Annotated in this window: 27 protein-coding genes; 15 read left to right on the top strand and 12 right to left on the bottom strand. The window is 61.0% G+C overall.

Features of this window, described 5'->3' with window-relative positions; all coding sequences use genetic code 11:
- Positions 1-3: 3 nt before the first annotated feature.
- A complete protein-coding gene (locus ACR0NJ_RS10315; protein WP_480817036.1) occupies positions 4-177 on the bottom strand; it encodes a hypothetical protein in 174 nt (57 codons plus the stop codon).
- Positions 178-720: a hypoxanthine phosphoribosyltransferase gene (gene hpt, locus ACR0NJ_RS10310; protein ID WP_480817035.1), complete on the bottom strand. Its 543-nt coding sequence runs from the start codon at positions 718-720 to the stop codon at positions 178-180. It lies immediately after the preceding gene.
- A 73-nt stretch (positions 721-793) separates the two neighbouring features.
- On the opposite strand from hpt, the gene ACR0NJ_RS10305 reads away from it, so the two are divergent.
- Together ACR0NJ_RS10305 and ACR0NJ_RS10300 are read left to right on the top strand one after the other, a co-directional pair.
- A complete protein-coding gene (locus tag ACR0NJ_RS10305; protein ID WP_480817034.1) occupies positions 794-1,240 on the top strand; it encodes a type II toxin-antitoxin system RatA family toxin in 447 nt (148 codons plus the stop codon).
- A gap of 38 nt (positions 1,241-1,278) precedes the next feature.
- Entirely contained in the window at positions 1,279-2,574 is a 1,296-nt protein-coding gene (locus ACR0NJ_RS10300) for an MmgE/PrpD family protein (protein WP_480817033.1), read from the top strand.
- On the opposite strand, the gene pyrC is transcribed toward ACR0NJ_RS10300, so the two are convergent.
- Complete coding sequence (gene pyrC, locus ACR0NJ_RS10295; RefSeq protein ID WP_480817032.1) at positions 2,571-3,608, bottom strand: dihydroorotase; 1,038 nt, start codon at positions 3,606-3,608, stop codon at positions 2,571-2,573. The two genes, ACR0NJ_RS10300 and pyrC, sit on opposite strands and share 4 nt — an antisense overlap.
- 150 nt (positions 3,609-3,758) lie before the next feature.
- Here pyrC and ACR0NJ_RS10290 point away from each other — a divergent pair, with 150 nt between their 5' ends.
- A complete protein-coding gene (locus ACR0NJ_RS10290) occupies positions 3,759-4,667 on the top strand; it encodes an AAA family ATPase (protein ID WP_480817031.1) in 909 nt (302 codons plus the stop codon).
- A 58-nt stretch (positions 4,668-4,725) separates the two neighbouring features.
- The gene (locus tag ACR0NJ_RS10285; protein ID WP_480817030.1) at positions 4,726-5,982 is read left to right on the top strand and encodes a vWA domain-containing protein; all 1,257 of its coding nucleotides are present in this window, start codon (positions 4,726-4,728) and stop codon (positions 5,980-5,982) included.
- A 3-nt stretch (positions 5,983-5,985) separates the two neighbouring features.
- Here the strand turns inward: ACR0NJ_RS10285 and ACR0NJ_RS10280 are convergent, their stop codons facing one another.
- On the bottom strand, positions 5,986-6,486 hold the full coding sequence (locus ACR0NJ_RS10280) for a hypothetical protein (RefSeq protein ID WP_480817029.1): 501 nt from the start codon (positions 6,484-6,486) through the stop codon (positions 5,986-5,988).
- A 227-nt stretch (positions 6,487-6,713) separates the two neighbouring features.
- Here ACR0NJ_RS10280 and ACR0NJ_RS10275 point away from each other — a divergent pair, with 227 nt between their 5' ends.
- From ACR0NJ_RS10275 to ACR0NJ_RS10255, 5 genes are all read left to right on the top strand, one after another.
- On the top strand, positions 6,714-7,682 hold the full coding sequence (locus tag ACR0NJ_RS10275) for an XdhC family protein (RefSeq protein WP_480817028.1): 969 nt from the start codon (positions 6,714-6,716) through the stop codon (positions 7,680-7,682).
- Entirely contained in the window at positions 7,679-8,680 is a 1,002-nt protein-coding gene (locus ACR0NJ_RS10270; RefSeq protein WP_480817027.1) for a molybdopterin-binding protein, read from the top strand. Before ACR0NJ_RS10275 ends, ACR0NJ_RS10270 begins: the two co-directional genes overlap by 4 nt.
- 151 nt (positions 8,681-8,831) lie before the next feature.
- Complete coding sequence (locus tag ACR0NJ_RS10265) at positions 8,832-9,317, top strand: (2Fe-2S)-binding protein (protein WP_480817026.1); 486 nt, start codon at positions 8,832-8,834, stop codon at positions 9,315-9,317.
- A 77-nt stretch (positions 9,318-9,394) separates the two neighbouring features.
- Positions 9,395-11,755, top strand: coding sequence for a xanthine dehydrogenase family protein molybdopterin-binding subunit (locus ACR0NJ_RS10260; protein WP_480817025.1), 2,361 nt, complete (start codon positions 9,395-9,397; stop codon positions 11,753-11,755).
- 96 nt (positions 11,756-11,851) lie between these two features.
- A complete protein-coding gene (locus tag ACR0NJ_RS10255; RefSeq protein WP_480817024.1) occupies positions 11,852-12,643 on the top strand; it encodes an FAD binding domain-containing protein in 792 nt (263 codons plus the stop codon).
- Between the two features lie 44 nt (positions 12,644-12,687).
- Here the strand turns inward: ACR0NJ_RS10255 and ACR0NJ_RS10250 are convergent, their stop codons facing one another.
- The gene (locus ACR0NJ_RS10250) at positions 12,688-13,587 is read right to left on the bottom strand and encodes a MurR/RpiR family transcriptional regulator (RefSeq protein ID WP_480817023.1); all 900 of its coding nucleotides are present in this window, start codon (positions 13,585-13,587) and stop codon (positions 12,688-12,690) included.
- Positions 13,588-13,699: 112 nt separating this feature from the next.
- On the opposite strand from ACR0NJ_RS10250, the gene ACR0NJ_RS10245 reads away from it, so the two are divergent.
- From ACR0NJ_RS10245 to ACR0NJ_RS10235, 3 genes are all read left to right on the top strand, one after another.
- The gene (locus ACR0NJ_RS10245; RefSeq protein ID WP_480817022.1) at positions 13,700-14,458 is read left to right on the top strand and encodes a beta-keto acid cleavage family enzyme; all 759 of its coding nucleotides are present in this window, start codon (positions 13,700-13,702) and stop codon (positions 14,456-14,458) included.
- The gene (locus ACR0NJ_RS10240; RefSeq protein ID WP_480817021.1) at positions 14,455-15,771 is read left to right on the top strand and encodes an aspartate aminotransferase family protein; all 1,317 of its coding nucleotides are present in this window, start codon (positions 14,455-14,457) and stop codon (positions 15,769-15,771) included. Before ACR0NJ_RS10245 ends, ACR0NJ_RS10240 begins: the two co-directional genes overlap by 4 nt.
- A 77-nt stretch (positions 15,772-15,848) precedes the next feature.
- Positions 15,849-16,235, top strand: coding sequence for a hypothetical protein (locus ACR0NJ_RS10235; RefSeq protein ID WP_480817020.1), 387 nt, complete (start codon positions 15,849-15,851; stop codon positions 16,233-16,235).
- 51 nt (positions 16,236-16,286) lie between these two features.
- On the opposite strand, the gene infC is transcribed toward ACR0NJ_RS10235, so the two are convergent.
- From infC to ACR0NJ_RS10205, 6 genes are all read right to left on the bottom strand, one after another.
- Positions 16,287-16,748: a translation initiation factor IF-3 gene (gene infC / locus ACR0NJ_RS10230; RefSeq protein ID WP_480817083.1), complete on the bottom strand. Its 462-nt coding sequence runs from the start codon at positions 16,746-16,748 to the stop codon at positions 16,287-16,289.
- Positions 16,749-16,991: 243 nt separating this feature from the next.
- Positions 16,992-17,825 (bottom strand): ferredoxin--NADP reductase, encoded by an 834-nt coding sequence (locus tag ACR0NJ_RS10225; protein ID WP_480817019.1) that lies wholly within the window; start codon positions 17,823-17,825, stop codon positions 16,992-16,994.
- A 107-nt stretch (positions 17,826-17,932) separates the two neighbouring features.
- A complete protein-coding gene (locus ACR0NJ_RS10220) occupies positions 17,933-18,340 on the bottom strand; it encodes a DUF934 domain-containing protein (protein WP_480817018.1) in 408 nt (135 codons plus the stop codon).
- Entirely contained in the window at positions 18,337-19,098 is a 762-nt protein-coding gene (locus tag ACR0NJ_RS10215; protein WP_480817017.1) for a phosphoadenylyl-sulfate reductase, read from the bottom strand. The genes ACR0NJ_RS10220 and ACR0NJ_RS10215 overlap by 4 nt, the downstream gene beginning before the upstream one ends.
- Positions 19,088-20,752, bottom strand: coding sequence for a nitrite/sulfite reductase (locus ACR0NJ_RS10210; protein WP_480817016.1), 1,665 nt, complete (start codon positions 20,750-20,752; stop codon positions 19,088-19,090). The genes ACR0NJ_RS10215 and ACR0NJ_RS10210 overlap by 11 nt, the downstream gene beginning before the upstream one ends.
- 65 nt (positions 20,753-20,817) lie before the next feature.
- Positions 20,818-21,132 (bottom strand): DUF2849 domain-containing protein, encoded by a 315-nt coding sequence (locus tag ACR0NJ_RS10205; RefSeq protein ID WP_480817015.1) that lies wholly within the window; start codon positions 21,130-21,132, stop codon positions 20,818-20,820.
- Positions 21,133-21,308: 176 nt separating this feature from the next.
- On the opposite strand from ACR0NJ_RS10205, the gene ACR0NJ_RS10200 reads away from it, so the two are divergent.
- The gene (locus ACR0NJ_RS10200; protein ID WP_480817014.1) at positions 21,309-21,788 is read left to right on the top strand and encodes an Lrp/AsnC family transcriptional regulator; all 480 of its coding nucleotides are present in this window, start codon (positions 21,309-21,311) and stop codon (positions 21,786-21,788) included.
- A 6-nt stretch (positions 21,789-21,794) separates the two neighbouring features.
- On the opposite strand, the gene ACR0NJ_RS10195 is transcribed toward ACR0NJ_RS10200, so the two are convergent.
- Positions 21,795-22,976, bottom strand: a complete 1,182-nt coding sequence (locus tag ACR0NJ_RS10195) for a cytochrome P450 (protein WP_480817082.1) — start codon at positions 22,974-22,976, stop codon at positions 21,795-21,797.
- 47 nt (positions 22,977-23,023) lie between these two features.
- Between ACR0NJ_RS10195 and ACR0NJ_RS10190 the strand changes: the two genes are divergently transcribed.
- A complete protein-coding gene (locus ACR0NJ_RS10190; protein ID WP_480817013.1) occupies positions 23,024-24,757 on the top strand; it encodes a sensor histidine kinase in 1,734 nt (577 codons plus the stop codon).
- The gene (locus ACR0NJ_RS10185) at positions 24,754-25,983 is read left to right on the top strand and encodes a sigma-54-dependent transcriptional regulator (RefSeq protein WP_480817012.1); all 1,230 of its coding nucleotides are present in this window, start codon (positions 24,754-24,756) and stop codon (positions 25,981-25,983) included. Before ACR0NJ_RS10190 ends, ACR0NJ_RS10185 begins: the two co-directional genes overlap by 4 nt.
- The last annotated feature ends 203 nt before the right edge of the window (positions 25,984-26,186 follow it).

Here is a 26,186-nt window from a genome sequence, read left to right as displayed (position 1 = left end):
AAATCAGCGCGGTGCGCGGATTTCTTCTCCGGTCGCCCAGTCCGGCCACCATCCCATGTATTCGACCCCGGCGATCATCAGGCAGATCACTATCGCGCAAATCACCAACAGCACCCGTCTTTCCGAGGGCGGGTTCCGGGCCCATCGGGACATGCGGATCAGGTGGCGAGGGTCCATCTATTCCTCGGTAAATCTGACCTTGCCGATGAAAGGCAGGTTGCGATTTCGCTGCGCGTAGTCGATGCCGTACCCCACGACAAATTCATCCGGAATCTCAAACCCGATCCAGTCCGAGCGGAAATCGACCTCGCGACGGCTGGGTTTATCCAGCAGAGCGATGGATTTCAGACGGGCCGGTTTGCGGCTGCGCAGCAGGTTCGTGACGTGGTTCAGCGTGTGGCCAGTATCGACAATATCCTCGACAACCAGCACATCTCGCCCTTCAATTGCGCCGCGCAAGTCCTTGAGAATACGCACTTCCCGGCTGCTCTCCATCGAATCGCCGTAAGAGGACGCCTCAAGAAAATCCACCTCGATCGGCAGGTCCAACTCGCGCACCAGATCGGCGATAAAGACAAAGCTGCCCCGCAACAGACCGACGACAACCAGCTTGTCGGTGCCGCCGAACTCACCCGTGATTTCCCGGCACAACTCCTCGATCCGGGCGGCGATAGCCTTGGCCGAGATCATCTCATCTATCACATATGCGCGGTCACTCATCACAGCCCCCTTGATCTTTGGCGCGCAACATACGACATGACGCGCCATTGTCACCTGTAAATGCCTGATCGCCATGCCTATCCATTCGGAAACACGCCACCTGCCATACACCGCCCAGCAGATGTATGAATTGGTGGCCGACGTGGCGAAATACCCACAGTTCCTGCCCTGGTGCGCGGCTGCCCGCATTCGCCGAACTTATGACGCGGGCGACGCGCAGGTGATGGAGGCCGATCTGGTCATTTCCTTCAAAGTCTTCCGCGAGCGCTTCGGCAGCCGGGTGACTCTGTTCCCCGGCCAAAAGAAAATCGACACCGAGTATCTGGACGGCCCGTTCAAATACATGAAATCCGACTGGCAGTTCGAGGACGCGCCGGATGGCGGTTGCAACATCTCGTTCCACGTGGATTTCGAATTTAAAAACGCCATTCTGCAGGGCATCATCGGCGTTGTCTTCAACGAGGCCATGCAACGGATCGTCCGCGCGTTCGAAGCCCGGGCCGCCGATCTTTACAGCTAAGTCTTTACCAGCTTTTGGCGCGCGCTAGACTGCGCCTTATGAGTGATTTGACCACATCTTTGGCCGCCTTTGCTGCGGGTCCTGTTTCGACCTCTGCTCAGGCGCGGGTCGTGACATCCCTGTCCGCGCTGGACTGGATCGCCGTGGGGCGGGCCGGGGAAGCTGAACCCGTCTCAATCACCGTGCGTCAGATGGTACTGGACGAAGGCGGAACCCCGCAGGCGCATCTGTTCGGGCACGGGGCCGCGCCTTTGCGCACGGCGGCGCTGGTGAATGGCACAGTATCGCACGCGCTGGATTATGACGACACCCACTTTGCCCATATCGGCCACCCGTCGGTCGCCGTTTTACCCGCCACGCTGGCCGTCAGCGAATGGGACGACCGGATCCTCGTCGATTTCCTTGAGGCGGCTTTGGTCGGGATGGAGGTCTCGATCCGCATCGGTCTGTGGCTCGGACGTGGCCACTATCAGGCCGGTTTTCACCAGACTGCCACCGCAGGGGCTTTTGGCTCGGCGGTTGCCGTGGGGCGAATACTTGGGTTCAACGCTGATCAGATGCGGCAGGTTCTGGGCCTAACCGCTACGCGCGCGGCGGGTTTGAAGGCCCAATTCGGCACGATGGGAAAACCCTACAACGCCGGTCTCGCCGCATCCGCCGGGGTCGAGGCCGCCGCGTTGATTCAGCGCGGTTTCGAACCAAACGCCGATGCGCTTGAGGGGCAGTATGGCTTTGGGGCCACCCATAAGGGGGCCCAAGATGTAGATGCCGCGCTGGATGGGCTGGGCGAGGACTGGCTGTTCGAATCCGTTAGCCATAAATTCCACGCCTGCTGCCACGGATTGCATGCGGCGCTGGAGGCCGCGCGGGAACTGGATATCGCAGAACCCGAAGTGGCCGAGATCAAGATCAAAACCCATCCGCGCTGGATGAGCGTCTGCAATCAGATGTCTCCGACCACCGGGCTGGGGGCCAAATTCTCGTACCGCACGGTGATCGCCATGCAGGCTTTGGGGTTCGATACCGCCTTACCAAGCAGCTATTCGGAAAAAAACTGCGCCAACCCGCGCATTCAGTCCCTGCGGGACCGCATAACGGTTGAGGCGGACGAAAGCCTGTCTGAGACGCAGGCGCACGTGTCCCTGCTACGCCGCGACGGCGCGCGCCTTGAGGCGACCCATGACCTGCTGGCCCCCATGTCGCTTGCGGATCGCGAGGATCGCGTGCGTGGCAAGGCCGCCAAGCTGATCGGAGGCAATGAAGCTGACGCGATCTGGTCGATGCTCCGCACCGGAGGCCGCGCCCGCGATCTGGCCAAAATGCTGTCGGGTTAAGACACACGCCAGTGCAGCGGGAAGCCCGGATCAAATACCGTGACCGGCCCGTCCCCGGTCTCGATCTTGGCCGGATATGCGACCGGATCGCCCTTGGTCAGGGTCAGTGTCTCGTCGTTCACTGGCATGCGATAAAACTCCGGACCGTTCAGCGAGGCAAAGCCTTCCAACTTGTCCAACGCGCCCTCTCGGTCGAACATCTCGGCCAGCAATGACATGGTGTTGGTCGCCGTAAAACAACCGGCACATCCACAGGCCATTTCCTTGTTTTCATCCGTATGCGGCGCGCTGTCCGTGCCCAGGAAATACCTTGCATCGCCCGCGGTCGCAGCGGCCAGCAACGCAAGCCGATGCTCTTCCCGCTTGGCGACCGGCAGGCAGTAGTAGTGCGGTTTGATCCCACCGACCAGAATGTGGTTGCGGTTGATGATCAGGTGATGCGCCGTGATCGTCGCGCCTAGGTCGGTGTCGTTGGCTTTGACGTACTCAACCCCGTCGCGGGTCGTGATGTGCTCCATCACCACCCGCAGACCCGGCGTGGCCTTGCGGATTGGGTCCAGCACACGGTCGATGAACACCGCCTCGCGATCAAAGATGTCGATCTCCAGATCCGTGACCTCACCATGCACGCACAGCGGCAAGCCGATCTCGGCCATCTTCTCAAGCACCGGCCGCACCATGTCGAAATCCCGCACACCCGAATGTGAATTTGTCGTGGCTCCAGCCGGATACAGCTTGACCGCCTTGACCAGACCGCTGGCATGGGCGGCGGCCATGTCACCGGGGTCGGTGTCTTCAGTCAGATACAGGGTCATCAGCGGCTCGAACGTCATTCCGTCGGGCAGAGCGGCCATGATACGCTCGCGATAGGCCGCGGCCTGCGCACCTGTCACAACAGGGGGCACAAGGTTCGGCATGATGATCGCGCGGGCGAAATGACGCGCGGTTTCGGGCAGGACGGCCTGCAACATCGCGCCGTCGCGCAGGTGCAAGTGCCAGTCGTCGGGGCGGCGGATCGTCAGGGTATCGGTCATGGCCCCCGGCTAGCACAGCGCGGTCAGTGGTGAAAGGCCTTGAATTCAACCCGGCCCCTTGTCAACCGACCGGAACGTCGTAAGTCCCTGCAAAGGCCCGGTCTTGACGCGCGCGCGCCATCGTGACCTGTTGTGCCCGAGGAGAGCATCATGACGCAGCCAAACACCATCGACGCCGTTCAAACCATGCTGGGTGCGCAAGGCTATGTCTGCGGGCGTGCGCTGGCGACGGTCGTATTCCTGTCACTGAAACTCGGGCGGCCGCTGTTTCTAGAAGGTGAGGCGGGCGTCGGCAAAACCGAGATAGCCAAAGCTCTGGCCGCCGGCCTGAACCGCCGCCTGATCCGCCTGCAATGCTACGAGGGGTTGGATGCATCCTCGGCGGTCTATGAATGGAACTTTCCGGCGCAGATGGTGGCGATCCGAACCGCCGAGGCCTCGGGCGGGGCTGATCGCGGCAAGCTGCAAACCGAACTTTTCTCGGACGACTACCTGATCGAACGCCCCTTGCTGCAAGCCATGCGCCCCGACGAAAACGGCGCGCCTGTCCTGCTGATCGACGAGCTCGACCGCACCGATGAACCGTTTGAGGCCTTCCTGCTGGAAGCGCTCAGCGATTTTCAGGTCACGATCCCCGAACTGGGCACCGTCAAAGCCCCGGAACCGCCCGTCGTTATCGTCACCTCTAATCGCACACGCGAGGTGCACGACGCTCTCAAACGCCGCTGCCTTTATCATTGGGTCGACTACCCCGATTTCGACCGCGAGATCGAAATCCTCCACGCCCGCGCGCCGGAAGCCGCTGAAGCGCTCAGCCGCGAGGTGGTCGCCTTTGTCCAGCGTTTGCGCACCGAGGACCTGTTCAAGAAACCCGGCGTTGCCGAAACGATCGACTGGGCCAAATGCCTGCTGGCGCTCGACGTGATCAACCTAAGCCCCGAGGTGATCGGCGACACGCTGGGTGCCATCCTCAAATACCAGGACGACATCCAGAAACTGCAAGGGTCCGAGGCCAAACGCATTCTGGATCAGGCCAAAGCTGACCTCGAACCCGCCTGATGCTTCTTCTGTTCAAAAATACTTCGGGGGTATGGGGGCAGAGCCCCCATGACGGTTGATGGCAGAACAACTCCCGCTCGATATCCCCGTCAACCCGAAGCTGGCGCAAAACATCACCCATTTCGCACGGGCTCTGCGCAAAGCCGGACTTCCCATCGGCACGGGCCGCGTTGTCGACGCCATCCGCGCCGTTCAAGCTGCAGGTTTCACCAAAAAGCGGGACTTCTACTGGACCCTGCACGCCTGTTTCGTGAACCGCCCCGAACACCGCACGGTGTTTTCGCAGGTCTTTCGCCTCTACTGGCGCGACCCGCGCTACCTGGAACACATGATGTCCATGATGCTGCCCGCCATCCGCGGCGTGCAGGAGGAACGTAAAGCCGACGCTGGCGAAAAACGCGCCGCCGAAGCGTTGCTGGACGGGGTCGAGCGCGACCTGCCCGAACCCTCGGAAGACGAAGGCGGTACAGAACTGGACATCGACGCGTTGCAAACCGCCTCGTCCGAGGAACGCTTGCGCAGTCTGGACTTCGAACAGATGAGCACGGCGGAAATCGCGCAGGCCAAACGCCTTTTAGCGCGACTGAGTCTGCCGGTGAAGCCCATCGAGTCGCGCAGGGGACAAGCCAGCCATCTGGGCCATCGCATTGACCGTGCCCGCACCCTGAGATCTGCCATGCGGCAGGGCGGAGAGTTGCGGGATATCGCCCGGCAAAAGCCGAAACCGCGCTGGCCCAATCTGGTCGTCCTTTGCGACATCTCGGGATCAATGAGCCAGTACAGCCGCCTGATCCTGCATTTCCTGCATACGGTCTCGAATGCCAAGGGCGCGGGCTGGGCCAAGGTGCACGCCTTTACCTTCGGCACCCGCCTGACCAACATCACCCGCCATCTGCAACAGCGCGACGTGGATGCCGCGTTGGCCGCCGCCGGGGCTGAAGCGCAGGATTGGGAGGGCGGTACCCGCATCGGCGAATGCCTGCACGCCTTCAACCGCGACTGGTCGCGGCGTGTCATGGGGCAGGGCGCGGTCGTCTTGTTGATCTCAGACGGTCTGGACCGGGGCGAGCCGGAGGCGCTGGCGAAGGCAATGGAGCGCCTGTACCTGTCGTCTCGCCGACTGATCTGGCTCAACCCCTTGCTGCGCTGGGACGGTTTCGCGCCAAAGGCGCAGGGCGTGATGGCGATGCTGCCCCATGTGGATAGCTTCCGCGCCGGTCACTCGATCGCATCGCTCGAAGATCTCGCGACCGTAATCTCGCGGACCGACGACGTGGGCGAGAAAGCGCGGCTGATCTCCGCGCTTTCTGCCTGAACTTCAGCCAAGCTGCTTTTCGTTGCACTCACGCGCCATGGCCATGGCTTTCTTGGTACCCGTCAGATCAACGGTGAACGCAAACTCTTTCTCGGGAAACACGATCATCACCTTCTTGTTGGCAATGTCATCCGCGAACTGAGGGTCATCTGACAGCACATAGCCGCCGGAATAGCCCTTGGTTATGTTGCCCTTCATCCCCGTTGCCTCACCGACGTAGATGTTGTCGCCCAGCAGGATCGCCACGGCCTCTTTCTCGCCGCGCTTGATGTTGGTTTCGGCCTTGGTGAACACGCCGACATAGCCAACGCCGCGATCTTCGGTCAGGCCCATCTGCACCACGTTTTCAGAATCGTCCACCGCCTCGATAAGGCAGGATTTCTTTTCGTTGTCGATGAACACTTTCCAGCCTTCGACCTCACCATAACGTTCGAATGTGTCAGCCCATGCGGTGGTCGAGGCCACAAGGCCAATCGCCGTTCCCAGTGTCAGAATGCGTTTCAATGTCTTGTCTCCGATTAAGGGGGATCTTTGCGCGCGTCCGGTAATCATCCGGCTGCCAGCGCAGGCTAGAACCGGGTGAGGTGACAATCAATCCTTTGCGTATGTGAATGTGAAAAGGGCCGTTTGCCGCCGAATTCACTGGCCTTGTTTGCCCGGCCTGGACCTTGGTCCGCTTTTCATTGCGTTAATCCTGCCTATGTTGGATCGGAAGACTCGGGGAGAGTTCAATGGAACGATTCGATAACAGTCCGGAAACGGCGTTGAACTGGTATCGCGCCGGGCGCGATGCTGCCCTTGCCACCGTGGTTGAAACCTGGGGCAGTGCGCCACGGCGTGTGGGCGCGCAACTGGTGATTGGCGGCGATGGCCGGATCGAAGGGTCCGTCTCGGGCGGATGCGTCGAAGGCGCGGTGATTGTCGAGGCGCTGGAAGCCATCGACGAGGGTGAGGCGCGCTTGTTGGAGTTTGGCGTCAGCGACGAAGACGCGTTTGCCGTGGGTTTGGCCTGTGGCGGGACGATCCGCGTGCTTGTTGAGCCCGTGGGAATGGTTCTGCCCGAACCGATGCTGGCTGAACTCGTCAAAGCGCGGGCGGCGCGCGAGCCTCTGGCCTATGAGGTAAATATCGAAACCGGCCATCGCGCTTTGCGGCGCAACGCCTACAAGGACCGGCTGCGCATGGATCGGTCCGGTTTTGAAGAGGATGGGCAGACCTTTGTCGCCGTACATAACCCTCCGCTGCGACTGATCGTCGTCGGCGCGGTTCATATCGCGCAAGCCTTGGTGCCCATGGCGCGGATCGCCGGATATGATCCCGCCATCGTGGACCCGCGCGAAGCATTCGCGTCGGATGACCGGTTTCCGGGTGAGAAAATCCTGACCGACTGGCCGGATGAGGCCGTTGCCCGCCTGGGTTTGGACACGCGAACGGCGCTGGTCTTGCTGACCCACGATCCCAAGCTCGACGACCCTGCGTTGCAGGCGGCTTTGGGGGCAGGCGTGTTCTACATCGGCGCGCTGGGGTCGACCCGAACCCATGCCAAGCGTGTGGATCGGATGAAATCCGCCGGGTTCAGTGACGCCCAAATCGCGCGCATTCATGGTCCCATCGGGTTGGACATCGGGGCCGCTGACCCGTCCGAGATTGCAGTGGCCATTCTGGCGCAGATGACGGCAGTGCTGCGGGGTAAGGCATGAAGTTCGGTCCGGTGCCGGTCGCAGATGCCGGTGGCGCGATCCTCGCGCATTCGGTGACGGCGGGTGGGAAGAAACTGCGCAAGGGGCTGACTCTTTCGCCTGAACATGTGGCGCATCTTTCAGATGCCGGTATTGCCGAGGTCACAGTGGCGCGGCTGGAACCCGGCGATTGCCATGAGGATGAGGCCGCGCGCCTGCTGGCCGAAGCACTGACACCCGACGCCGCATCAGCCAATCTGCGCGTGACCGAAGCGTTCACAGGCAGGGTAAACCTGCTGGCCGACGGGCCGGGCGTCTCGGTTTTCGACGTGGATGCAATCGAGCGGTTCAATCAGGTGAACCCGATGATCACGGTCGCGACGGTCCCCCAGTACCAACAGATGAGTGCTGGGGGTATGGTCGCGACGATCAAGGTGATCTCCTATGCCGTCCCAAAGGACGACGTTCAGCGCGCCGCAGAGCTTGCCCGCGATTCAGTTCGCCTTGTCCGCCCGGTCTACCAGACTGCCGGTCTGATCGTGACCGACATTCCCGGCGGGCCGCCCAATGAAAAGGGAATCGCCGCCATTCGGGGCCGGGTAGAGGCGCTGGGTATGGAGCTGAGCGACGTCAAAATCGTACCGCACAGAACCGATGCACTGTCGGCTGCTGTCGCGGACACAAGCGGCGATCTGACGATGATCTTAACCGGCTCTGCAACATCGGATGTCAACGATGTCGCGCCCGCTGCGGTCCGTCTGGCCGGAGGTCGCGTGGATCGGTTCGGCATGCCGGTTGACCCGGGGAACCTGTTGTTTCTGGGCCAGCTTGCGGATCGCCCTGTGATCGGTTTGCCGGGCTGCGCGCGGTCTCCGGCTTTGAACGGCGCGGATTGGGTTTTGTCCCGTGTCGCGTGCGGAATCGAAACGACCGCCATCGATATCGCGGGCATGGGCGTGGGTGGTTTGCTAAAGGAGATACCGACCAGACCGCAGCCTCGGGCCCAAAGAAGGAAGTAATCCACCAACAAATTGCCGTAACGCCTTGGTACGCTACATGGTCGGGGTTGGTTGCGTGAACCTTAAGAAAAACAAACAAAATTTTCTGTTCTCAAACGAAAATTCCCGTGTTTAACTCGGGGCAAGCAAAAACACGAAATGGGAGGAACTTATGACACAGGTCTCAATGACCGTGAACGGCCAGTCCGTGAGCGGTGATGTCGAAGGCCGGACGTTGCTGTCCAGCTTTCTGCGCGACCACCTTTCGCTGACAGGGACGCATGTGGGCTGTGACACGGCGCAATGCGGTGCATGCGTTGTGCACGTGAACGGCGAAGCAGTGAAGTCCTGCAACATGCTGGCGCTCGAGGCCGACGGGGCCGATGTTGGCACGATTGAAGGACAAGCGAATGCCGATGGCTCGCTCAATGTGATCCAGCAGGCATTTCAGGATCATCACGGGCTTCAATGCGGGTTCTGCACGCCGGGCATGGTGATGAGTGCGGCGGCGCTGCTGAAAGATAACCCGCGCCCGACGGAAGCGGAAATCCGGAAGTATCTGGAAGGCAACCTGTGCCGTTGCACGGGCTACCACAATATCGTCAAGGCGATCATGGCCGCATCGGGTCAGGACGTAGGCAGCATCGCTGCCGAATGATGCCGCTGCGGGCGTCGGGGGAGACGCCCGTGGGTTGACACAGGATGCACGCGCATCCACAGGGAGGAGAACAAGCAATGCCCAAAGACAGTGGCATCGGAGCCAGTTCCAAGCGGCGCGAGGACGTGCGCTTTCTGACCGGAGCAGGCAACTATACCGACGACATCAACGTGGCCGGACAGGCCTATGTGCATTTCCTGCGCTCGGATATCGCGCATGGCCGTTTGAAAAACGTAGACACCTCGGCGGCGGAAGCCATGCCGGGCGTGGTCAAGGTGTTCACCGGCAAAGATTTTGAAGGCGTGGGGGGCATGCCCTGCGGCTGGGAAGTGACGGACAAGCACGGCGCGCCGATGCAGGAGCCTCCGCATCCCATTCTGGCGCAGGGTAAAGTGCGTCATGTGGGCGATCCCATTGCCGCCGTTGTGGCCGACAGCCTGGAACAGGCGCGCGATGCGGCCGAGGCGATCGAGGTGGACATCGAAGAACTGCCCGCAGTGATCGACATGAAGGCCGCAGCCCAAGAGGGCGCGACGCTGGTGCATGACGATCTGAAGAACAACATCTGCTATGATTGGCAGCTGGGTGAGGCCGATGACGCCAAGGTCAACGAGGTCTTCGCCAATGCGGCCCATGTGACCACGCTGGATCTGGTGAACAACCGTCTGGTCGCCAACCCGATGGAGCCGCGCGTGGCGGTTGGGGAATACAAGCGTGGGACGGATGAGTACACGCTCTTTACCACCTCGCAGAACCCGCATGTGATCCGCCTGCTGATGTGCGCCTTTGTTCTGGGCCTGCCCGAGCACAAGGTCCGCGTGGTGGCCCCGGATGTAGGCGGCGGTTTTGGCACCAAGATCTTCCACTATGCGGAAGAGGCGTTCTGTACCTTCGCCGCCAAGGCCTGCAACCGGCCGGTGAAGTGGACCTCCAGCCGGTCCGAGGCGTTCATGTCGGACGCCCATGGCCGGGATCATGTTAGCAAAATCGAACTAGCGCTGGATGCGGACAATAACTTCATCGGGCTGCGGACCAACACCTTTGCCAATCTGGGGGCGTATCTGTCGACCTTCTCAAGCTCCGTGCCCACATGGCTGCACGGCACGCTGATGGCGGGCAATTACAAGACGCCGGTCATTCAGGTGAATGTGAAGGCGATGTTCACCAACACGGTGCCGGTGGACGCCTATCGCGGCGCGGGCCGGCCCGAGGCGACGTTCCAGCTGGAGCGTGTCGTAGATAAAGCCGCGCGCGAGTTGGGCGTCGATCCGATTGCCCTGCGCCGCCAGAACTTTGTCACGCAGTTCCCCTATGACACGCCGGTGGCGCTGACCTATGACACCGGCGACTATAACGGGACGATGGACAAGCTGGAGGCCGCCGCGGATTTGGCAGGCTTTTCCGCGCGCCGTGCGGAAAGCGAGGCCAAGGGCAAGCTGCGAGGTCTGGGCATCAACTGCTATATCGAGGCGTGTGGCATTGCGCCCTCGAACATCGTTGGCATGCTGGGGGCCCGTGCGGGTCTTTACGATGCGGCGACCGTGCGGGTGAATGCCACCGGCTCGATCAGCGTCATGGTAGGCGCGCACAGCCACGGGCAAGGGCATGAGACCGCCTTCCCGCAGGTTGTGGCCGACATGATTGGCATCGACGAGTCGATGGTTGAGATCGTGCATGGCGACACCTCGAAGATCCCGTTTGGCATGGGCACCTATGGCTCGCGCTCACTGGCGGTCTGTGGCTCGGCCATGGTGAAGGCGACCGAGAAGGTGATAGACAAGGCCAAGAAGATCGCCGCCCACCTGCTGGAGGCGTCCGAGGCCGATATCGAGCTGAAGGACGGTCAGTTCAGCGTGGCGGGCACTGACAAGTCGGTGGCCTGGGGTGATGTGACCCTGACGGCCTATGTGCCGCACAACTACCCGCTGGAGGTCGAGCCGGGGCTGGAGGAGACCGCGTTTTACGACCCGGCCAACTTTACCTTCCCGGCTGGGGCATATGCCTGCGAGGTCGAGGTCGACCCGGAAACCGGTCAAGTCAGCATCGAGGCGTTCACCGCGGCGGATGACTTTGGCAACATCGTCAATCCGATGATCGTGGACGGCCAGGTGCATGGCGGCATCGGTCAGGGCATCGGTCAGGCGATGCTGGAGAACTGCGCCTATGACGAGAATGGCCAACTGCTGAGCGCGTCGTTCATGGATTACGCCATGCCGCGTGCCGATGATGTGCCCTTCTATGGGGTCGATCATTCCAGCCAGACGCCGTGTACGCACAACCCCTTGGGTGTGAAGGGCTGTGGTGAGGCCGGGGCCATTGGCTCACCGCCTGCGGTGGTCAATGCGGTGCTGGATGCGCTGAACTCGGGCGGCAAGGCGGTGGATCACATCGACATGCCGGTGAGCCCGTCGCGCGTCTGGGCAGCGATGAACAGCTGAGTTGGATAGGGAGGACCGGGGGCCAGCCCACGTACCCCCGGGATATTTGTAGCCAGATGAAGAACGGATCCTTGTTCTTCGGAAAGGAAATGCGAAATGTACAGTTTCGAGTTTGAGAAGCCCTCGACCATTGCGGACGCAGTTGCCGCGTTGGGGTCGGAGGATGCGCAGGCGTTGGGGGGCGGTCAGACGCTGATTCCGACGCTGAAACAGAGGTTGGCGGCACCATCAGTGCTGGTCAGCGTGAGCGGGATTGCCGAGATGATCGGGGTCTGTGTTGAGGATGACGGCTCGGTCTCGGTGGGCGGGGCGACGACCCATGCAACGGTGGCGCGTGAGGCAGCGAGGTCTTATCCGGCGCTGGCGGCTTTGGCGGGGCAGATCGGCGATCCGGCGGTGCGCAACCGCGGCACCATTGGCGGCTCGGTGGCCAATAATGATCCGGCGGCCTGTTATCCTGCGGGCGTGTTGGGCTCGGGCGCGACTATCGTGACCAACAAGCGCGAGATTGCGGCGGATGAATTCTTTGAGGGCATGTTCTCGACCGCGCTGGATGAGGGCGAGATCATCACCTGGGTCCGCTTCCCGGTGCCGCAGGCGGCGAGCTATCAGAAGTTCCTGCAGCCTGCTTCGCGCTTTGCATTGGTGGGTGTTTACGTGGCGCGCTTTGCCGATGGCGTGCGTGTGGCCGTGACAGGGGCCAGCGAGGACGGTGTGTTCCGCTGGTCCGAGGCAGAGCAGGCACTGAACACGGAGTTCCGCGCTGACGCTTTGATGGGGCTGAGCATTAACTCCGCCAACATGATCGGCGACCTGCATGGCAGCAAGGACTATCGCGCGCATTTGGTCAGTGTCATGACCAAGCGGGCGGTTGAAGCTTGCTTGTAAGTCGCAACGGCAATCGTCAAAAAGCCCCGGCAAGCCAGGGCTTTTTACTTGCGACGTACCCGCGGTGGCTTGCTCGGCTGCCAATAGGCCCCGGTATCTTCGCGCGCTTTCTGGTAGTCCTCGACACGGTCGCGCGCCTCTGCGCCCCCGGCAACGAAGAGATGGCCCAGCATACATTCCAGAACGGCCATTGCACCAGAGAAGCTTGAAAAGTGATGCCGCGACCGTGTGCTGATCTGGAACGAGATGTCGGCCTTGGTGCCCGGCGCGATGACGTCGCTGTCTGAGATCAAGATGATCTGTGCACCTTTCTCCCGTGCGAATCGAATGGACCGGATGGTATCGGCAGAGTAGGGGCTGACCGTGACTGCCAGCAGGCAATCCTGTTCGTCCGCCTGCAGCAGGTCGTCAATTGCGGAGCCCATATGCCGGGGGATCAGGTGCAATCCGGGGTGGGCCATGCGGCCGGCGTAGTGAAAGTAATAGGCCAGCGCATAGCTGGCGCGGGTGGCAGTAACGAAGCAGCGGCGAGCGTTGAGAATGCACTCAATCGCTTGCTGCAGCTTGTCCGGTTCAATTTGCCGAAGCGACCGGGCGACCACATTTAGTTCGTTCTGGGCGAAATCCGCCTGTGTCGCGCCAAAGGGGCTTTCGGACCGTAGGCGCGTTATCCAGTCCTGCCTAAGACGGTCTTCGCTGTCGGTGACAAGGGCGGCTCGGAACGGACGGCGAAACGCGTCGAAACTGTCGAACCCCAATCGCTGGGCCAGGCGGACGAGGACGTTCGAGCTGACGCCAATTTTGCTGGCTGTGGTACGGATCGGGTCCATGCCAAAATCGCCGGGGTGGTCGACGATGTATTTGGCGGCGGCCTGAAGTTGGGCGGGCATGGTATCAATGACGCGCCGCAACTGGTCGGTGAGCTGGTTGGGTGTCGTGGGCATGGTTAAAGAAAAACATATGTTTTCAATTTGGCAAGTAGAAAACATGGCTGGGGCGGATAGATGGGCGTAGGCAACTGGAGATTGGCACATGCCGGACCCTGATGAGACTCAAATGAAGACTGGAACCCGCCCATATGTGCTGGTCGCTCCGAACGGGGCGCGGCGGGGGCATGCGGATCATGCGGCGCTTCCAATCTCTTTGGATGAAATTGTGAAAGCGGCGCAAAGCTGCTCTGAGGCGGGCGCGAACGGGCTGCATCTGCATATCCGCAATGCGCAGGGGCGGCATTCGCTGGACGCTGGGCAGTATCTGGAAACAATCGCGGCGGTACAGTCTGCCGTCCCCGCGATAGATGTGCAGATCACGACCGAGGCTGCTGGTGTCTTTGAGGTGCAGGCTCAGTTCCAGTGTCTGCAGGGCGTGCGGCCTGAGTGGGCGTCGATCTCGGTGCGCGAGGTTGCGCGGCAGCCCGACATGGCGGATCGGGTCTATGGGCTGTGCGCCGAGCAGGGGACGCGGGTTCAGCATATCCTCTATGATGCCAGCGATGCTGCATTGCTGGACGACTGGCAGACAGCAGGGATAGTGCGCAGCGATCAGACAGATCGGCTGCTGGTTCTGGGGCGATATACGGCCAATCAGCAGTCCGCGCCGCAGGATATTGACCTGTTCCAGCAGTCAACGTCGCCTTGGATGGTTTGCGCCTTTGGGCCGCAGGAACATCTGTGTCTGGCCGAGGCCGCCTTGCGTGGCGGGGACGTGCGCGTAGGGTTCGAAAACAGTCTGACCGGTCCCGACGGTCAGCCGTGGGTCGATAATGCGGCGTCGGTGGCCGCTTTGGTCTCTCTTCTGGAAAGGACGATGAAATGAGCCATGTGTTTCCGCGTCATACAAAATCTGAACTGCCTGTCGCGACAGCGGGGGATGGCTGTTACCTGATTGACGCGCAGGGCAAGCGCTATCTGGATTGTGGCGACGCGGCGGTGTCCTGTCTGGGGCATTCCAACCCCGCCGTGATCCACGCTGTGCAGGACCAGGTCGGGCAAATCGCCTTTGCCCATACCGGGTTCATGACCTCAGAACCGGCCGAGGGGTTGGCTGATTTGCTAATCGAACATGCGCCCGGCGATTTGGACCGGGTGTATTTCGTCTCGGGCGGGTCCGAGGCAACCGAGGCGGCGATCAAGCTGGCGCGGCAGTATTTTCTGGAGATCGGCCAGCCCGAGCGGCGGCATGTGATCGCACGACGGCAGAGCTATCATGGCAATACATTGGGGGCCTTGTCGGCGGGGGGAAACGCGTGGCGCAGGGCGCAGTTCGCGCCGATGCTGATCGAGATGACCCATATCGCGCCATGCTACGAATACGCCGAAAAGCCCGAGGGCGAGAGCAGCTTTGACTACGGCCAACGCGTCGCCAACGAGTTGGAGGACGAGATTCTGCGGCTGGGCCCCGACACAGTCATGGCCTTCATGGCGGAGCCGGTGGTGGGTGCAACTCTGGGCGCTGTTCCGGCGGTTGAGGGGTATTTCAAACGTATTCGTGAAATCTGCGATCAGTACGGCGTGCTGCTGATTCTGGACGAAGTCATGTGCGGCATGGGGCGTACCGGTCATTTGTTTGCCTGCGATCATGATGGCGTTGCACCGGATATTCTGTGCATCGCCAAGGGGTTGGGGGCTGGTTATCAGCCGATTGGGGCGATGCTGTGCACCGGGAAAATCTACGACGCGATCAAAAGCGGCTCGGGGTTCTTCCAGCACGGACACACCTATATCGGCCATCCCGTGGCGACCGCCGCCGCGCTGGCGGTGGTGCGGGAACTGACCGGGCGCGATTTGCCTGCGCGTGCGGGTGTGATGGGGGAAAAGCTGCAATCCGCTTTGGAATCCGCATTCGGCCAGCATCCGAATGTGGGCGACATTCGGGGTCGAGGTCTGTTTCGAGGCATCGAACTGGTCGCGGACCGGGATAGCAAGGCACCGTTTGACCCTGCGCGCGGTATTGCAGGCAAGATCAAGAAAGCGGCCTTCGCCGAAGGGTTGATCTGCTATCCGATGTCCGGCACGCGGGATGGCAAACATGGGGACCACATTCTGCTGGCCCCGCCATTCATCATTGAAGATGCGCAGATCGCCGAACTGATCACAAAACTCGGCCGCGCAATTGACAGCGTGGTCTGACAATCCTGTGACTGACCTTTCGGCGCGGAACAACCTCGCTAGGGTTGGGGCGCAACAACGGTCGGAAGGTCAAGATCATGGTGCGGGATATCTGGAGCAGTTTCCGGGATCTGCCCCTTTGGGTACAAATCTGGGTCGCCGTCGTTCTGGTACCGGTGAACCTCATGCCGCTGGCATTTGTCGGTCAGCCCTTCGGCTGGTGGGTGGCCGGGCTTTCCTTGATGGGAATGGTGCCGAATATTCCCATCATGGTCGCCGCGCGCGGGATGACGCGTGCGATGTCTTTACCGCATCTGGTGTTCTGGGTGCCTCTGGTGGTGTTGGTGGCCTTTCTGTTGCGGGGCGGCGTAGAGTTGAGCCCGGGCTATGCTGCCGCTCTGACTATCCTGCTTGTGGTCGACCTGATCTCGCTGGCGTTTGACTTCCGTGATGCGGCCCATTGGTACAAACACGACCGTGCATGAAAAAGGCCCCGACCAAAGCGGCGGAGCCTTCAAACACGCTGAGATAACAGATTACTTCTGCGGCAGCGGGCCGATCATCATGATCATCTGACGGCCTTCCATCTTGGGCATGTTCTCGACCTTGCCCAGATCCTTGATGTCTTCGGCCACACGTTCCAGCAACTCGCGGCCCAGATTCTGGTGCGCCATCTCACGACCACGGAAGCGCAGAGTGACTTTGACCTTGTCGCCCTTTTCCAGAAACTTGAAGACGTTCTTCATCTTCACGTCATAGTCATGGGTGTCGGTGTTGGGCCGGAATTTGACCTCTTTCACCTCGATGACTTTTTGCTTCTTGCGGGCTTCGCTTTCGCGTTTCTGCTGTTCGTACTTGTATTTGCCAAAGTCCATGATCTTGCAGACCGGCGGGTTCGCGTTGGGCGAAATCTCGACCAGATCGAGGCCGGCATCTGCGGCAAGTTGCATGGCTTTGGCGGGATGAACCACCCCGACATTTTCACCTTCAGCGCCGATCAGGCGAATTTCGGGGGCACGGATTTTGTCATTGACGCGCGGTCCGGTATCTCTTTGCGGCGGCGCGTTGTGGGGTCTGCGGGCTATGGGTTCATTCCTTTGATGATTGCAGAATTTCGAGCCCGGAATTTAGACCGGTGCGCAGAGCGTTTCAAGCAGCATAAGCTCAGGGAAACATGAAAAAGCCTGATTTATGACGGGAAATCGCTGACCGGGGTGTGAAATCCCGGCCAGCTTTAGGGATCAGCCGACAAAAGCCTTTTCGATCACGAATTCCTTGGGCTCAGAATTGGCACCTTCGCGCAGGCCAAACCCTTCGAGGATTTCCTTGATATCCAGATTGAAGGCAAGCGAGCCGCAGACCATCGCGCGGTCGGTTTCAGGCTTGATGCCACCTTCGATGCCCAGTTCGGCAAAGACCGAGCCGTCGTTCAACAGGTCGGTGATGCGGCCCATCTTCGGGCTTTCTTCCCGTGTGGTGGTCGGATAGTAGCGGATCTTGTCGGCAAAGCCTTGGCCAATCAGTTCGGCCAGCAATTCATCCTGACGGATGTTTTCGATCAGCTGGCGACCGTATTCCAGTTCCGCCACTTCGCGGCAGGTATGGGTGATGATGACCTCGTCATAATCCTCATAGGTCTGCGGTTCGCGCAGCAGCGAGGCGAAGGGCGCAAAGCCGGTACCGGTGGCGAAGAACCACAGGCGCTTGCCGGGCAGCAGCGCGTCATGCACGAGCGTACCGACCGGTTTAGGCCGCAGGATGATCTGATCGCCGGGCTTGATGTGCTGCAGTTTCGAGGTCAGAGGGCCGTCCTGCACCTTGATCGAGTAGAACTCCAGCTCCTCATCCCACGACGGCGAGGCAATCGAATAGGCGCGCAGCAACGGCTTGCCATTGTCGCCCAGCAGACCGATCATCACGAACTCACCCGAGCGGAACCGCAGCGACGCAGGGCGCGAGACCTTGAAGGAAAACAGGCTGTCGGTCCAGTGCTTTACGTCGGTTACGGTCTGAGCGTCCGGCAGAACGGGGGCCTTAACGGCGGTTGCTTCGGTCACGGGTGTCATCTCTGTCATCGTTTCACTGTCGGCTTGGTAAACCGACATCTCCGTTTAAGCTTTGATTCAAGTCATGAAAAGGGGACAGATCGCCCCCTTTGTTCCACAAGCTGGCGATTGCGGTTTCAGCCGCGCAAGCGGGCTTGATAGTTGTTTTCTTTCCAGTTTGCGCGGGCCAGCCACTGATCTTCGGGCTGGCGAGTCGCTAGTTCATCGTCGATTTCAACCTCATCAAACCCGCTGCGCCGGGCCATCGCGTATTGGTCGGCCAGAACATGTCCCTTGGCCCGCAGGCGGCCAGTAAAGCCTTTCAGGCGCAGAACGCGGGCGATGGTGAAACCGCGCCCATCTGCCGAGGACGGGAAGTCCACCCGCACCATCTGCGCGCTGCCCAGCCGTTCAACCAATTCATCCGGGTCCGTGTCCGACGCCACATCCAGCGCGACCACATCATTGGCGGCGTCGTCCAGCGTGACAAAGCCGTCGGTCCAGTCATCGGGCGCGAACCCGGTATCCGATACGATTACGTTCATGTTTTCTCTCCAACGCGCACCATCTTGCCATCGACAAAATGGATGCCGCATTCTTCCTTGTTCTGATCGCGCCAGCGTCCGGCGCGGGGGTCTTCGCCTTCCTTGACCGGCGAGGTGCAGGGCGCACAGCCGATCGAGGGATACCCTTTGGCCACCAGCGGGTGCCGGGGCAGGTTGTTTTCTTCCATATAGGCGCGCACGTCCTCGGGTGCCCAATGGGCCAGCGGATTGACCTTGATCCGGCCTGTGCCGTCCTCGACCTCGAAGAAATCAAGCGCGGCGCGACTGCCAGCCTGAAATCGTTTACGCCCGGTGATCCAGCCGTCGTACCCGGCCAGAGCCTGCTGCAACGGAAACGTCTTGCGCAGGTTGCAGCACGCATCCATGTCCCGCAGACGCAGCGCGCCATAGGGGTCATCGCGCTGCACGTCTTCGTCATCTGCGCGGATGATTTTGACGTTGCGCAGTCCCAGACGCTCGCTGACCTCTTGCTGGTATTCCAGCGTTTCGGTGAACAGCATCTGGGTGTCGATGAACAGCACCGGGGTCATCTTGTCGACCACTGCGGCCATGTGCAGCAACACCACCGATTCCGCCCCAAAGCTGGACACCAGAGCCAATTCGTCGATCTCTTCAATGGCACCGTGCATCACATCATGCGCGCTGTGGTGCCGGAACCGAGCGTTCAGCGCTTCGACCTTCTCGGTCAGTTCGCTGCGGTCTTTGCCCAGTTCCGTCTGGATCAGGTCAAGCGGCATTCGCCTGAGCCTCGGGGTAGAGGGCCGCCTTGAACGGGGCCATGCCGACGCGGCGGTAGGTCTGCAGGAATTCTTCCTGAGCGCTATCACGCTGTTGCAGGTAGGTGTCCACGATGCGTTCCACGGCAGGCACGATTTCGTCATAGGCAAAGCCCGGACCAGTGCGGTCGCCGATGGCTGCGTTTTCGGTGCCGTCGCCGCCCAGCGTGATCTGGTAGTTCTCGACGCCTGCGCGATCCAGACCGAGAATGCCGATATGGCCCACGTGGTGGTGACCACACGCGTTGATGCAGCCCGAGATCTTGATCTTCAGGTGGCCGATATCGTGCTCCAGCTTCAGGTCCTCGAACCGGGTCGCGATTTCCTGCGCAACCGGGATCGAGCGAGCTGTCGCCAGCGCGCAGTAATCCATGCCGGGGCAGGCAATGATGTCGCTGATCAGGCCGATATTGGCAGTGGCCAGTTCGTATTCCTTCAGCTTCGCGTGGATCGCGGGCAGGTCCGATTTGTGGACATGCGGCAGGATCACGTTCTGCTCGTGGCTGATGCGCAGTTCGTCATAGGCGAACTCTTCGGCCAGACCGGCCATCACGCGCATCTGTTCAGCGGTCGCATCACCCGGCGTTGCACCGTGTTTCTTGATCGAGATCGTGACAATCGCGTGGTCCGCGTTCTTGTGCGGTGCGATGTTGGTGTCGACCCACGAACGGAAAACCGGATCGTTGGTATAGGCGCTTTCAAACGACGCGACCGAGCCTTCGCGGAAATCGGGCGCGGCAAAGTGCGTCTTGATCTCGTCCAACAGGGCCATGTCAGCGCCTTTGAACTGCGGGCGAACCTGCAGGAAACGCTCGTTGACCTTGGCGCGGATGGCGTCGATGCCGTGCTCATGCACGGTGATCTTGATGCGCGCCTTGTACTTGTTGTCACGGCGGCCGATCTGATTCCAGACCGACACGGTGGCCTCAAGATAGGCCAGCAGATCGTCAAAGGCGACGAATTCAGACAGTTCCTTGCCGATCATTGGCGTACGGCCCAGACCGCCACCAACGATCACGCGGGCACCCAGAACGCCGTCACGCTCAACCAGTTGCAGGCCGATGTCATGCGCCTTGATCACCGCACGGTCGTTTTCGGACCCGGTGATGGCGATCTTGAACTTGCGCGGCATGAACTGGAATTCCGGGTGGTCGGTCGACCACTGACGCAGCAGTTCGGCATAGGGGCGAGGGTCGGCGACCTCATCGGCTGCGGCCCCTGCGAAATGGTCGGCGGTCACGTTGCGAATGGTGTTGCCCGAGGTCTGGATGGCATGCATACCAACCTCGGCCAGCGCGTCCAGCATGTCCGGCACGTCGTTCAGCTTCGGCCAGTTGTACTGGATGTTCTGACGGGTGGTGAAATGGCCATAACCCTTGTCCCACTTCTCAGCCAGCAAGGCCAGTTGGCGCATCTGCGCGCTTGACAGGGTGCCATAGGGGATTGCGACCCGGAGCATGTACGCGTGCAGTTGCAGATACAGGCCGTTCATCAGGCGCAGGGGTTTGAATTCATCCTCGGTCAGCGAGCCGTCAATGCGGCGCTCGACCTGGGCACGGAACTGCGCGTTGCGCTCTGCCAAAAACGCTGTGTCGAACTCGGAGTAGCGATACATGATTAGCTGTCCTTAATTGCAGCCCCGAACTATGGGGCCTTGAAGGGGAGAGAGAGGACCAGAGGTCAGGCCCGGGGCTGCGTTTCTGTTTCCTGCTTGCCGTGGGCATAGTTCGATGGCCCGTTGCGGCGAAAATCCTCGCGGAAATGGGTCGGCTCGGGGCCGTTTTTGCCTGCGATGGCGTCGGCCAGATAGGCCCCCACGATCTTGTTCGCCTGACGCGCGGCATCCAGCAGACGCACCTGCGCATGGGCCTCGTCCGTGATCAATTCCGCGTCCGACAGGTCGCGCGACCAGCGATCATCCTCGGTCTGGTAGATCACGTCACCTTCCAGCAGGTCATTTGCCGTCACGACTTTGGGTGTGAATGCGCGGGCCATCAGGCGAGCTCCTTATTGAATACGTCAGCAGTATGTTTGTTGCAGACGTGGTGTTATTTGACTTGCAATATAGGAAATATTCCCGGTATCACGCCATATATGTGGATAAATAAGAACATTTGTTCCAAAAGATCCACCAAATGGAACATGGGTTTCAAAACGGAAAGGAAATTGGAATGGCGGTGCGGATAGATGACACAGATCGGAAAATTCTGGCCGAACTGCAGCGTGACGCCAGTCAGTCGCTGGACGAAATAGCGGCTCGGGTGGGTAGTTCCAAGACACCTGTCTGGAATCGTATCCGCAAGCTGAAAGGGGCCGGAATCATCGGCCAGCAGACCGTTTTGCTGGACGCCGAGGCGCTGGGGTTCGAGGCTACATTTTTCGTCCTAATCCGGACCTCTGAGCATGAGGCGGACTGGCAGCGAAGATTCCTAAAAGCCCTGCGCGACCACCCCGAAGTGCAAGAGGCGCACCGCCTGGCCGGTGACATCGACTATATTCTGAAAGTCCGGGTCAAGAACGCGCGGGCCTATGACCAGTTCTACCAATCGCTAATCTCAGAGGTGCGGGTGCACAACGTGACGGCCCTGCTGTCGATGGAAGAGATCAAATCCACGACAATGCTGCCCCTGAACGCGTTGGTCGAGGGGTAAGCAGGGTCAGATTTCGGCCATCAGCCGTGTGAGCCCATGAAAATGGTAGGTGTCTGAATACTCGGGCGACTCAGCCAGCCGCAGGTCAGGGCATCTTTCAAACAGCATGGGCAAGGCAATGCGCATCTCAAGCCGTGCCAAAGGCGCGCCGACGCAGAAATGCAGGCCACCGCCAAAGCTGCTATTGGTCTGGATCGGACGCGTGGGATCGAATCTGTGCGGATCGGGCCAGACTGCGGGGTCGCGGTTCGCAGCCCCCAGAAGCAACGCAACCTCGTCCCCACGCTTGAATTCATGCCCGAAGATTTCGACATCCTCATACGCATAGCGCGTGAACATGTGAAGCGGAGGGTCTTGTCGCAAGATCTCCTCGACAGTGTTGTCGATGGTCTCAGTGGTCAGAGCCTGCGCACCCTCGCCAGAGTCCAGCAGGGCTTTCACGCCATTCCCCAGAGAATGCACCGTCGCCTCGTGCCCCGCATTCAGAAGCAATATGCAGGTGGCGATCAACTCGTCATAGGACAGCTTTTCGCCTTCTTCCTCGGCGGCGATCAGGCGGGTGATCAAGTCGTTTCGGGGTTCGGTTCGGCGCTGGTCGATATAGTCGCCAAGGAAATCCGTGAATTCTTGCGAGGATTGCGCGGCGCGGTCTTCAATGTCCCGCGTTCGCCGCGCCTGATACATCGCGACCATGTCGTGGGACCAGCGCAGAAGTTGCGGGGCCATGTCCTCGGGCACTCCCAAAAGACGGCAGATGCTGATGACGGGCACCTGCGTGCAATAGGCATCCAGCAGGTCGAAGGGTTCAGCCGGGAATCGGTTGATCAGGTCGTGACAAAGCCCTTCGATCGAAGGCGCAAGGTCCGCGATGGCGCGCGAGGTGAAGGCCCGCATGACCAACGCGCGCAGGCGGGTATGGCGGGGTGGTTCGATCTCGAGCAGCGACAGGTTTTCGACCGCAAGCCATGGGGCCAGATGGTCTGGGCCGGGGCGGGCAAGCTCGGGCGGAACTTCTCGGCCAAAACGTCGGTCGCGAAAAAACGCGCTGACCGCCCGGTGGGAAACGGCGGCGATCAGGTCGTAGTCGCTCCAATACACCAGATCGCCAAAGCCCCGTGCCGTGTCGTAAAACGGGTAGGGGTTTTGCACGAAACCCGGCTCGGTCGGGGATTGCGACAGTGTCTTCATGCGGCGCAGACTTGCCATATGGCGCGCTGAATGCAAGACCCTAGGATATGCACAGGATTTGGATCATAGCCGGTTTTCTGTTTGCCGTCGGGCTGTTGTCGGCCTCGGTCTGGTCTTACGGGTATCGGCAAGCGCTGTTCCAACTCAGCGAAAAGGCGGAAGCCGATCTGGAATTGGCTGCGGACCGGCTGAGCACGCAGATGCAGGTCTATCAGGAACTGGCGGTGTTGATGGCCAATCATCCGGCGCTGCGCGATCTGGAAACTCCGGCCCAGCAACAAGCGGCGCGGGCGATGCTGCTAGACGTGGCTGACAAGACGGCGGCGGCGAACATGATGTATTTGGGTCGGAACGGTCAGGTTCTGGTCGCTGCACAGCCGGTGACGCATCGCAGCATGGCCGAGCATCCCGCGTTTCAGCGCGCCTTGCAGGGCGCAATGGGCAGCGCGCATGGGGTCGAGCCGGGCAGCGGCGACCGTACCTATTCCTACGCGGCCCCTGCCTTTGGCCCCTCGGGGCAGGTCGAGGGCGCTTTGATGGTTGTGGCCGATGTGCAGGATGTGGAACAGACCTGGCGCGGCAGTACCGAGGCGGTGTTCTTTATCGATGCAGACGGGATCGTCTTTATCTCGAACCGGTCTGATCTGCTGTTCTGGCATCGCGCCGAGGGGCAGCGCGGGTTGACGCCGCCCGAGGGCGAGCCGGTCGAATTCGCCTCGGATTGGGTCGGCGGGCATGAGTTGTGGACCCTGAACTGGGGCCGGTATCTGCCCCGTCACGCGCTGCACCTGACGCTTGATCTGCCGGTCATCGACATGACCGCCGAGGTTCTGGTGGATGTGGCCCCGGCCCGGCGTCTGGCGGGGCTGCAGGCGGCAACGGTGGCTGCGATATGTCTGGCCTTTGGTGCGCTTCTGTTTCTGGCGACCGAGCGCAGGCGGACGCTGGCGCAGGCAAACGCGGTTCTGGAAAGCCGGGTGGCCAAGCGCACGCAGGACCTGACGGTCGCCAACACTGCCCTGCGCAGGGAAGTGGCCGAGCGGCAGGAAGCCGAAGCCGCGCTAAAGCGGGCGCAGGCGGATCTTGTGCAGGCGGGCAAGCTGAGCGCTTTGGGCCAGATGTCTGCCGGTATCAGCCACGAACTGAACCAGCCGTTGATGGCGATCCGTCAGTTTGCCGATAACGGAACGGCGTTTTTGAGCCGGGGAAATGAGGCCAAAGCGGGTGAGAACTTAGGCCGCATCTCGGACATGGCGGCCCGCATGGCGCGGATCATCCGCAACCTGCGAGCCTTTGCGCGCAACGAAAGCGAACCGATGGGCAAGGTCGATCTGGTTCAGGTGCTGAACTCGGCTGTGGAATTGACTGAAACGCGACTGCGGGATGAAGGCGTCGCATTGAACTGGGTCCCTCCGAACGCTCCGGTTTTCGTCTGGGGTGGTGAAGTGCGGCTGGTGCAGGTCTTCGTGAACCTGATCAACAACGCAACCGATGCGATGGTGGGCTTGCCGCGCCGTGAGGTCTCGATTGAATTGACCAAAGCCCCTCGGCCTCGTGTCTCGGTCCGCGACACCGGTCCGGGGATTGAAGACCCTGATCGGGTGTTCGAGCCGTTCTACACGACCAAAAGCGTTGGCACGTCCGAGGGGATGGGGCTGGGCCTGTCGATCTCTTACGGTCTGGTGCAAAGCTTCGGAGGTGATATTCGCGGCAGCAACACGCCGGAAGGGGCCGAGTTCACGGTCGAACTTGAGCCATCCGAGAAGGAGGCCGCCGCATGATGCGCAAGGTTCTTCTGGTTGATGACGACGCCGCAGTGCGCGAGGCTTTGGCGCAGACGCTCGAACTGGCCGACTATCTTCCTGTCACCGCTGGGTCCTTTGTCGCCGCCAAGGATCACATCCGGGCGGATTTTCCGGGTGTGATCGTGTCGGATATCCGCATGCCGGGCCGTGACGGGTTCCATCTGCTGTCCTACGCGCGTGATGTCGACCCGGAACTGCCGGTGATCCTGCTGACCGGTGAGGGTGATATCCCGATGGCCGTGCAGGCCATGGGGCAAGGCGCGTTTGATTTTCTGGAGAAACCCTGTGCGGCGTCCGATCTGCTGGACGTGCTGGAGCGCGCCTTCGCCGCGCGGTCTCAGGTTATGGAGCAGCGCGCGCATAAATCCGAGCTTGAGCGCGGCGATCCAGCGGCGCGTCTGCTGTTCGGCCTGTCCGATCAGGCCGAGGCGTTGCGCGAACGTGTTCGCACCGTGGCCCCAACCGGCGCCGAGGTGCTGGTTACCGGTCCAGCGGGCAGTGGCATCTCGAAAGTGGCTGAGGTTGTGCACCTGATGTCCCCGGTCGGGCAGGGGCCGTTTGTCAAGCGTCCCGCATCCAGTCTAAGCGCCGAGGGTCTTGCGCAGGGGTGCGAGGACGCGGGCGGAGGCTCGCTGTTTCTCGATGAGGTTTCGGCCATGCCGCAGGCCACGCAATACGCGGCTTTGGAACTGATCGAGCAAGGGACTGAGGCGCGGATCATCGCGGGGACTACGGCAGACCTGTCTGATTTGTCCGCGCAAGGGCAGTTCAACGCTGATCTCTTTTACCGTTTGGATGTGATGCGCGTGCGCATTCCGTCGTTAGCCGAGCGGCCCGAGGATATCCCTGTGATCTTCCGTCACTATGTGGCTCAGGCCGCCGAACAGGCTGGTATCGCCGAGCCCGAAATCTCATCAGACTATCTGGCGGCGCTCATGGCCAGCGATTGGCCGGGCAATGCCCGGTCCCTGATGTCGGCGGCCATGCGGTTCGTTCTTGGCATGCCGGAAGAGGTGGCTGAAGCCGCAGATCTGGGGTTGAGCGAACAGATGGCGCGGGTGGAGCGGTCTTTGCTGATTGCTGCGCTGGGGCGGCATAACGGCAAGGCCTCGGACGCGGCAAAGGCGCTGAAGCTGCCGCGAAAGACATTCTACGACAAGCTGGCGCGCTATCAGATCAGGCCAGAGGATTACCGGCGATAGGTGCCCTCCCGCCGCCTTAAGCCGCATTATCATGCGGTTAACGGCGTTGGGCCCGGCAGCCCGCTGACGCGGGCTGCGGTTGGCGCGGGGCGGTTGAAGCGCGTGTTGGTCGGGCCGAATCGAAATCAGTGCGGAAATCCGCACAAATGATTTTTGGGCTGTGCGGGATTTCGCACAGTTTGAGCTGCAGTGGAATTCAGCGA

Source organism: Ruegeria sp. F11, assembly GCF_056533855.1.
The sequence above is the reverse complement of the archived record's forward strand: the minus strand, read 5'-3'. Positions and strand labels throughout refer to the sequence as shown.

Bases quoted from the DNA above. Each gene is read 5' to 3' on its own strand.
- ACR0NJ_RS10315 (WP_480817036.1), bottom strand. From the start codon at position 177: ATGGACCCTCGCCACCTGATCCGCATGTCCCGATGGGCCCGGAACCCG.
- hpt (WP_480817035.1), bottom strand. From the start codon at position 720: ATGAGTGACCGCGCATATGTGATAGATGAGATGATCTCGGCCAAGGCT.
- ACR0NJ_RS10305 (WP_480817034.1), top strand. From the start codon at position 794: ATGCCTATCCATTCGGAAACACGCCACCTGCCATACACCGCCCAGCAG.
- ACR0NJ_RS10300 (WP_480817033.1), top strand. From the start codon at position 1,279: ATGAGTGATTTGACCACATCTTTGGCCGCCTTTGCTGCGGGTCCTGTT.
- pyrC (WP_480817032.1), bottom strand. From the start codon at position 3,608: ATGACCGATACCCTGACGATCCGCCGCCCCGACGACTGGCACTTGCAC.
- ACR0NJ_RS10290 (WP_480817031.1), top strand. From the start codon at position 3,759: ATGACGCAGCCAAACACCATCGACGCCGTTCAAACCATGCTGGGTGCG.
- ACR0NJ_RS10285 (WP_480817030.1), top strand. From the start codon at position 4,726: ATGGCAGAACAACTCCCGCTCGATATCCCCGTCAACCCGAAGCTGGCG.
- ACR0NJ_RS10275 (WP_480817028.1), top strand. From the start codon at position 6,714: ATGGAACGATTCGATAACAGTCCGGAAACGGCGTTGAACTGGTATCGC.
- ACR0NJ_RS10270 (WP_480817027.1), top strand. From the start codon at position 7,679: ATGAAGTTCGGTCCGGTGCCGGTCGCAGATGCCGGTGGCGCGATCCTC.
- ACR0NJ_RS10265 (WP_480817026.1), top strand. From the start codon at position 8,832: ATGACACAGGTCTCAATGACCGTGAACGGCCAGTCCGTGAGCGGTGAT.
- ACR0NJ_RS10260 (WP_480817025.1), top strand. From the start codon at position 9,395: ATGCCCAAAGACAGTGGCATCGGAGCCAGTTCCAAGCGGCGCGAGGAC.
- ACR0NJ_RS10255 (WP_480817024.1), top strand. From the start codon at position 11,852: ATGTACAGTTTCGAGTTTGAGAAGCCCTCGACCATTGCGGACGCAGTT.
- ACR0NJ_RS10250 (WP_480817023.1), bottom strand. From the start codon at position 13,587: ATGCCCACGACACCCAACCAGCTCACCGACCAGTTGCGGCGCGTCATT.
- ACR0NJ_RS10245 (WP_480817022.1), top strand. From the start codon at position 13,700: ATGAAGACTGGAACCCGCCCATATGTGCTGGTCGCTCCGAACGGGGCG.
- ACR0NJ_RS10240 (WP_480817021.1), top strand. From the start codon at position 14,455: ATGAGCCATGTGTTTCCGCGTCATACAAAATCTGAACTGCCTGTCGCG.
- ACR0NJ_RS10235 (WP_480817020.1), top strand. From the start codon at position 15,849: ATGGTGCGGGATATCTGGAGCAGTTTCCGGGATCTGCCCCTTTGGGTA.
- ACR0NJ_RS10225 (WP_480817019.1), bottom strand. From the start codon at position 17,825: ATGACAGAGATGACACCCGTGACCGAAGCAACCGCCGTTAAGGCCCCC.
- ACR0NJ_RS10220 (WP_480817018.1), bottom strand. From the start codon at position 18,340: ATGAACGTAATCGTATCGGATACCGGGTTCGCGCCCGATGACTGGACC.
- ACR0NJ_RS10215 (WP_480817017.1), bottom strand. From the start codon at position 19,098: ATGCCGCTTGACCTGATCCAGACGGAACTGGGCAAAGACCGCAGCGAA.
- ACR0NJ_RS10210 (WP_480817016.1), bottom strand. From the start codon at position 20,752: ATGTATCGCTACTCCGAGTTCGACACAGCGTTTTTGGCAGAGCGCAAC.
- ACR0NJ_RS10205 (WP_480817015.1), bottom strand. From the start codon at position 21,132: ATGGCCCGCGCATTCACACCCAAAGTCGTGACGGCAAATGACCTGCTG.
- ACR0NJ_RS10200 (WP_480817014.1), top strand. From the start codon at position 21,309: ATGGCGGTGCGGATAGATGACACAGATCGGAAAATTCTGGCCGAACTG.
- ACR0NJ_RS10195 (WP_480817082.1), bottom strand. From the start codon at position 22,976: ATGAAGACACTGTCGCAATCCCCGACCGAGCCGGGTTTCGTGCAAAAC.
- ACR0NJ_RS10190 (WP_480817013.1), top strand. From the start codon at position 23,024: ATGCACAGGATTTGGATCATAGCCGGTTTTCTGTTTGCCGTCGGGCTG.
- ACR0NJ_RS10185 (WP_480817012.1), top strand. From the start codon at position 24,754: ATGATGCGCAAGGTTCTTCTGGTTGATGACGACGCCGCAGTGCGCGAG.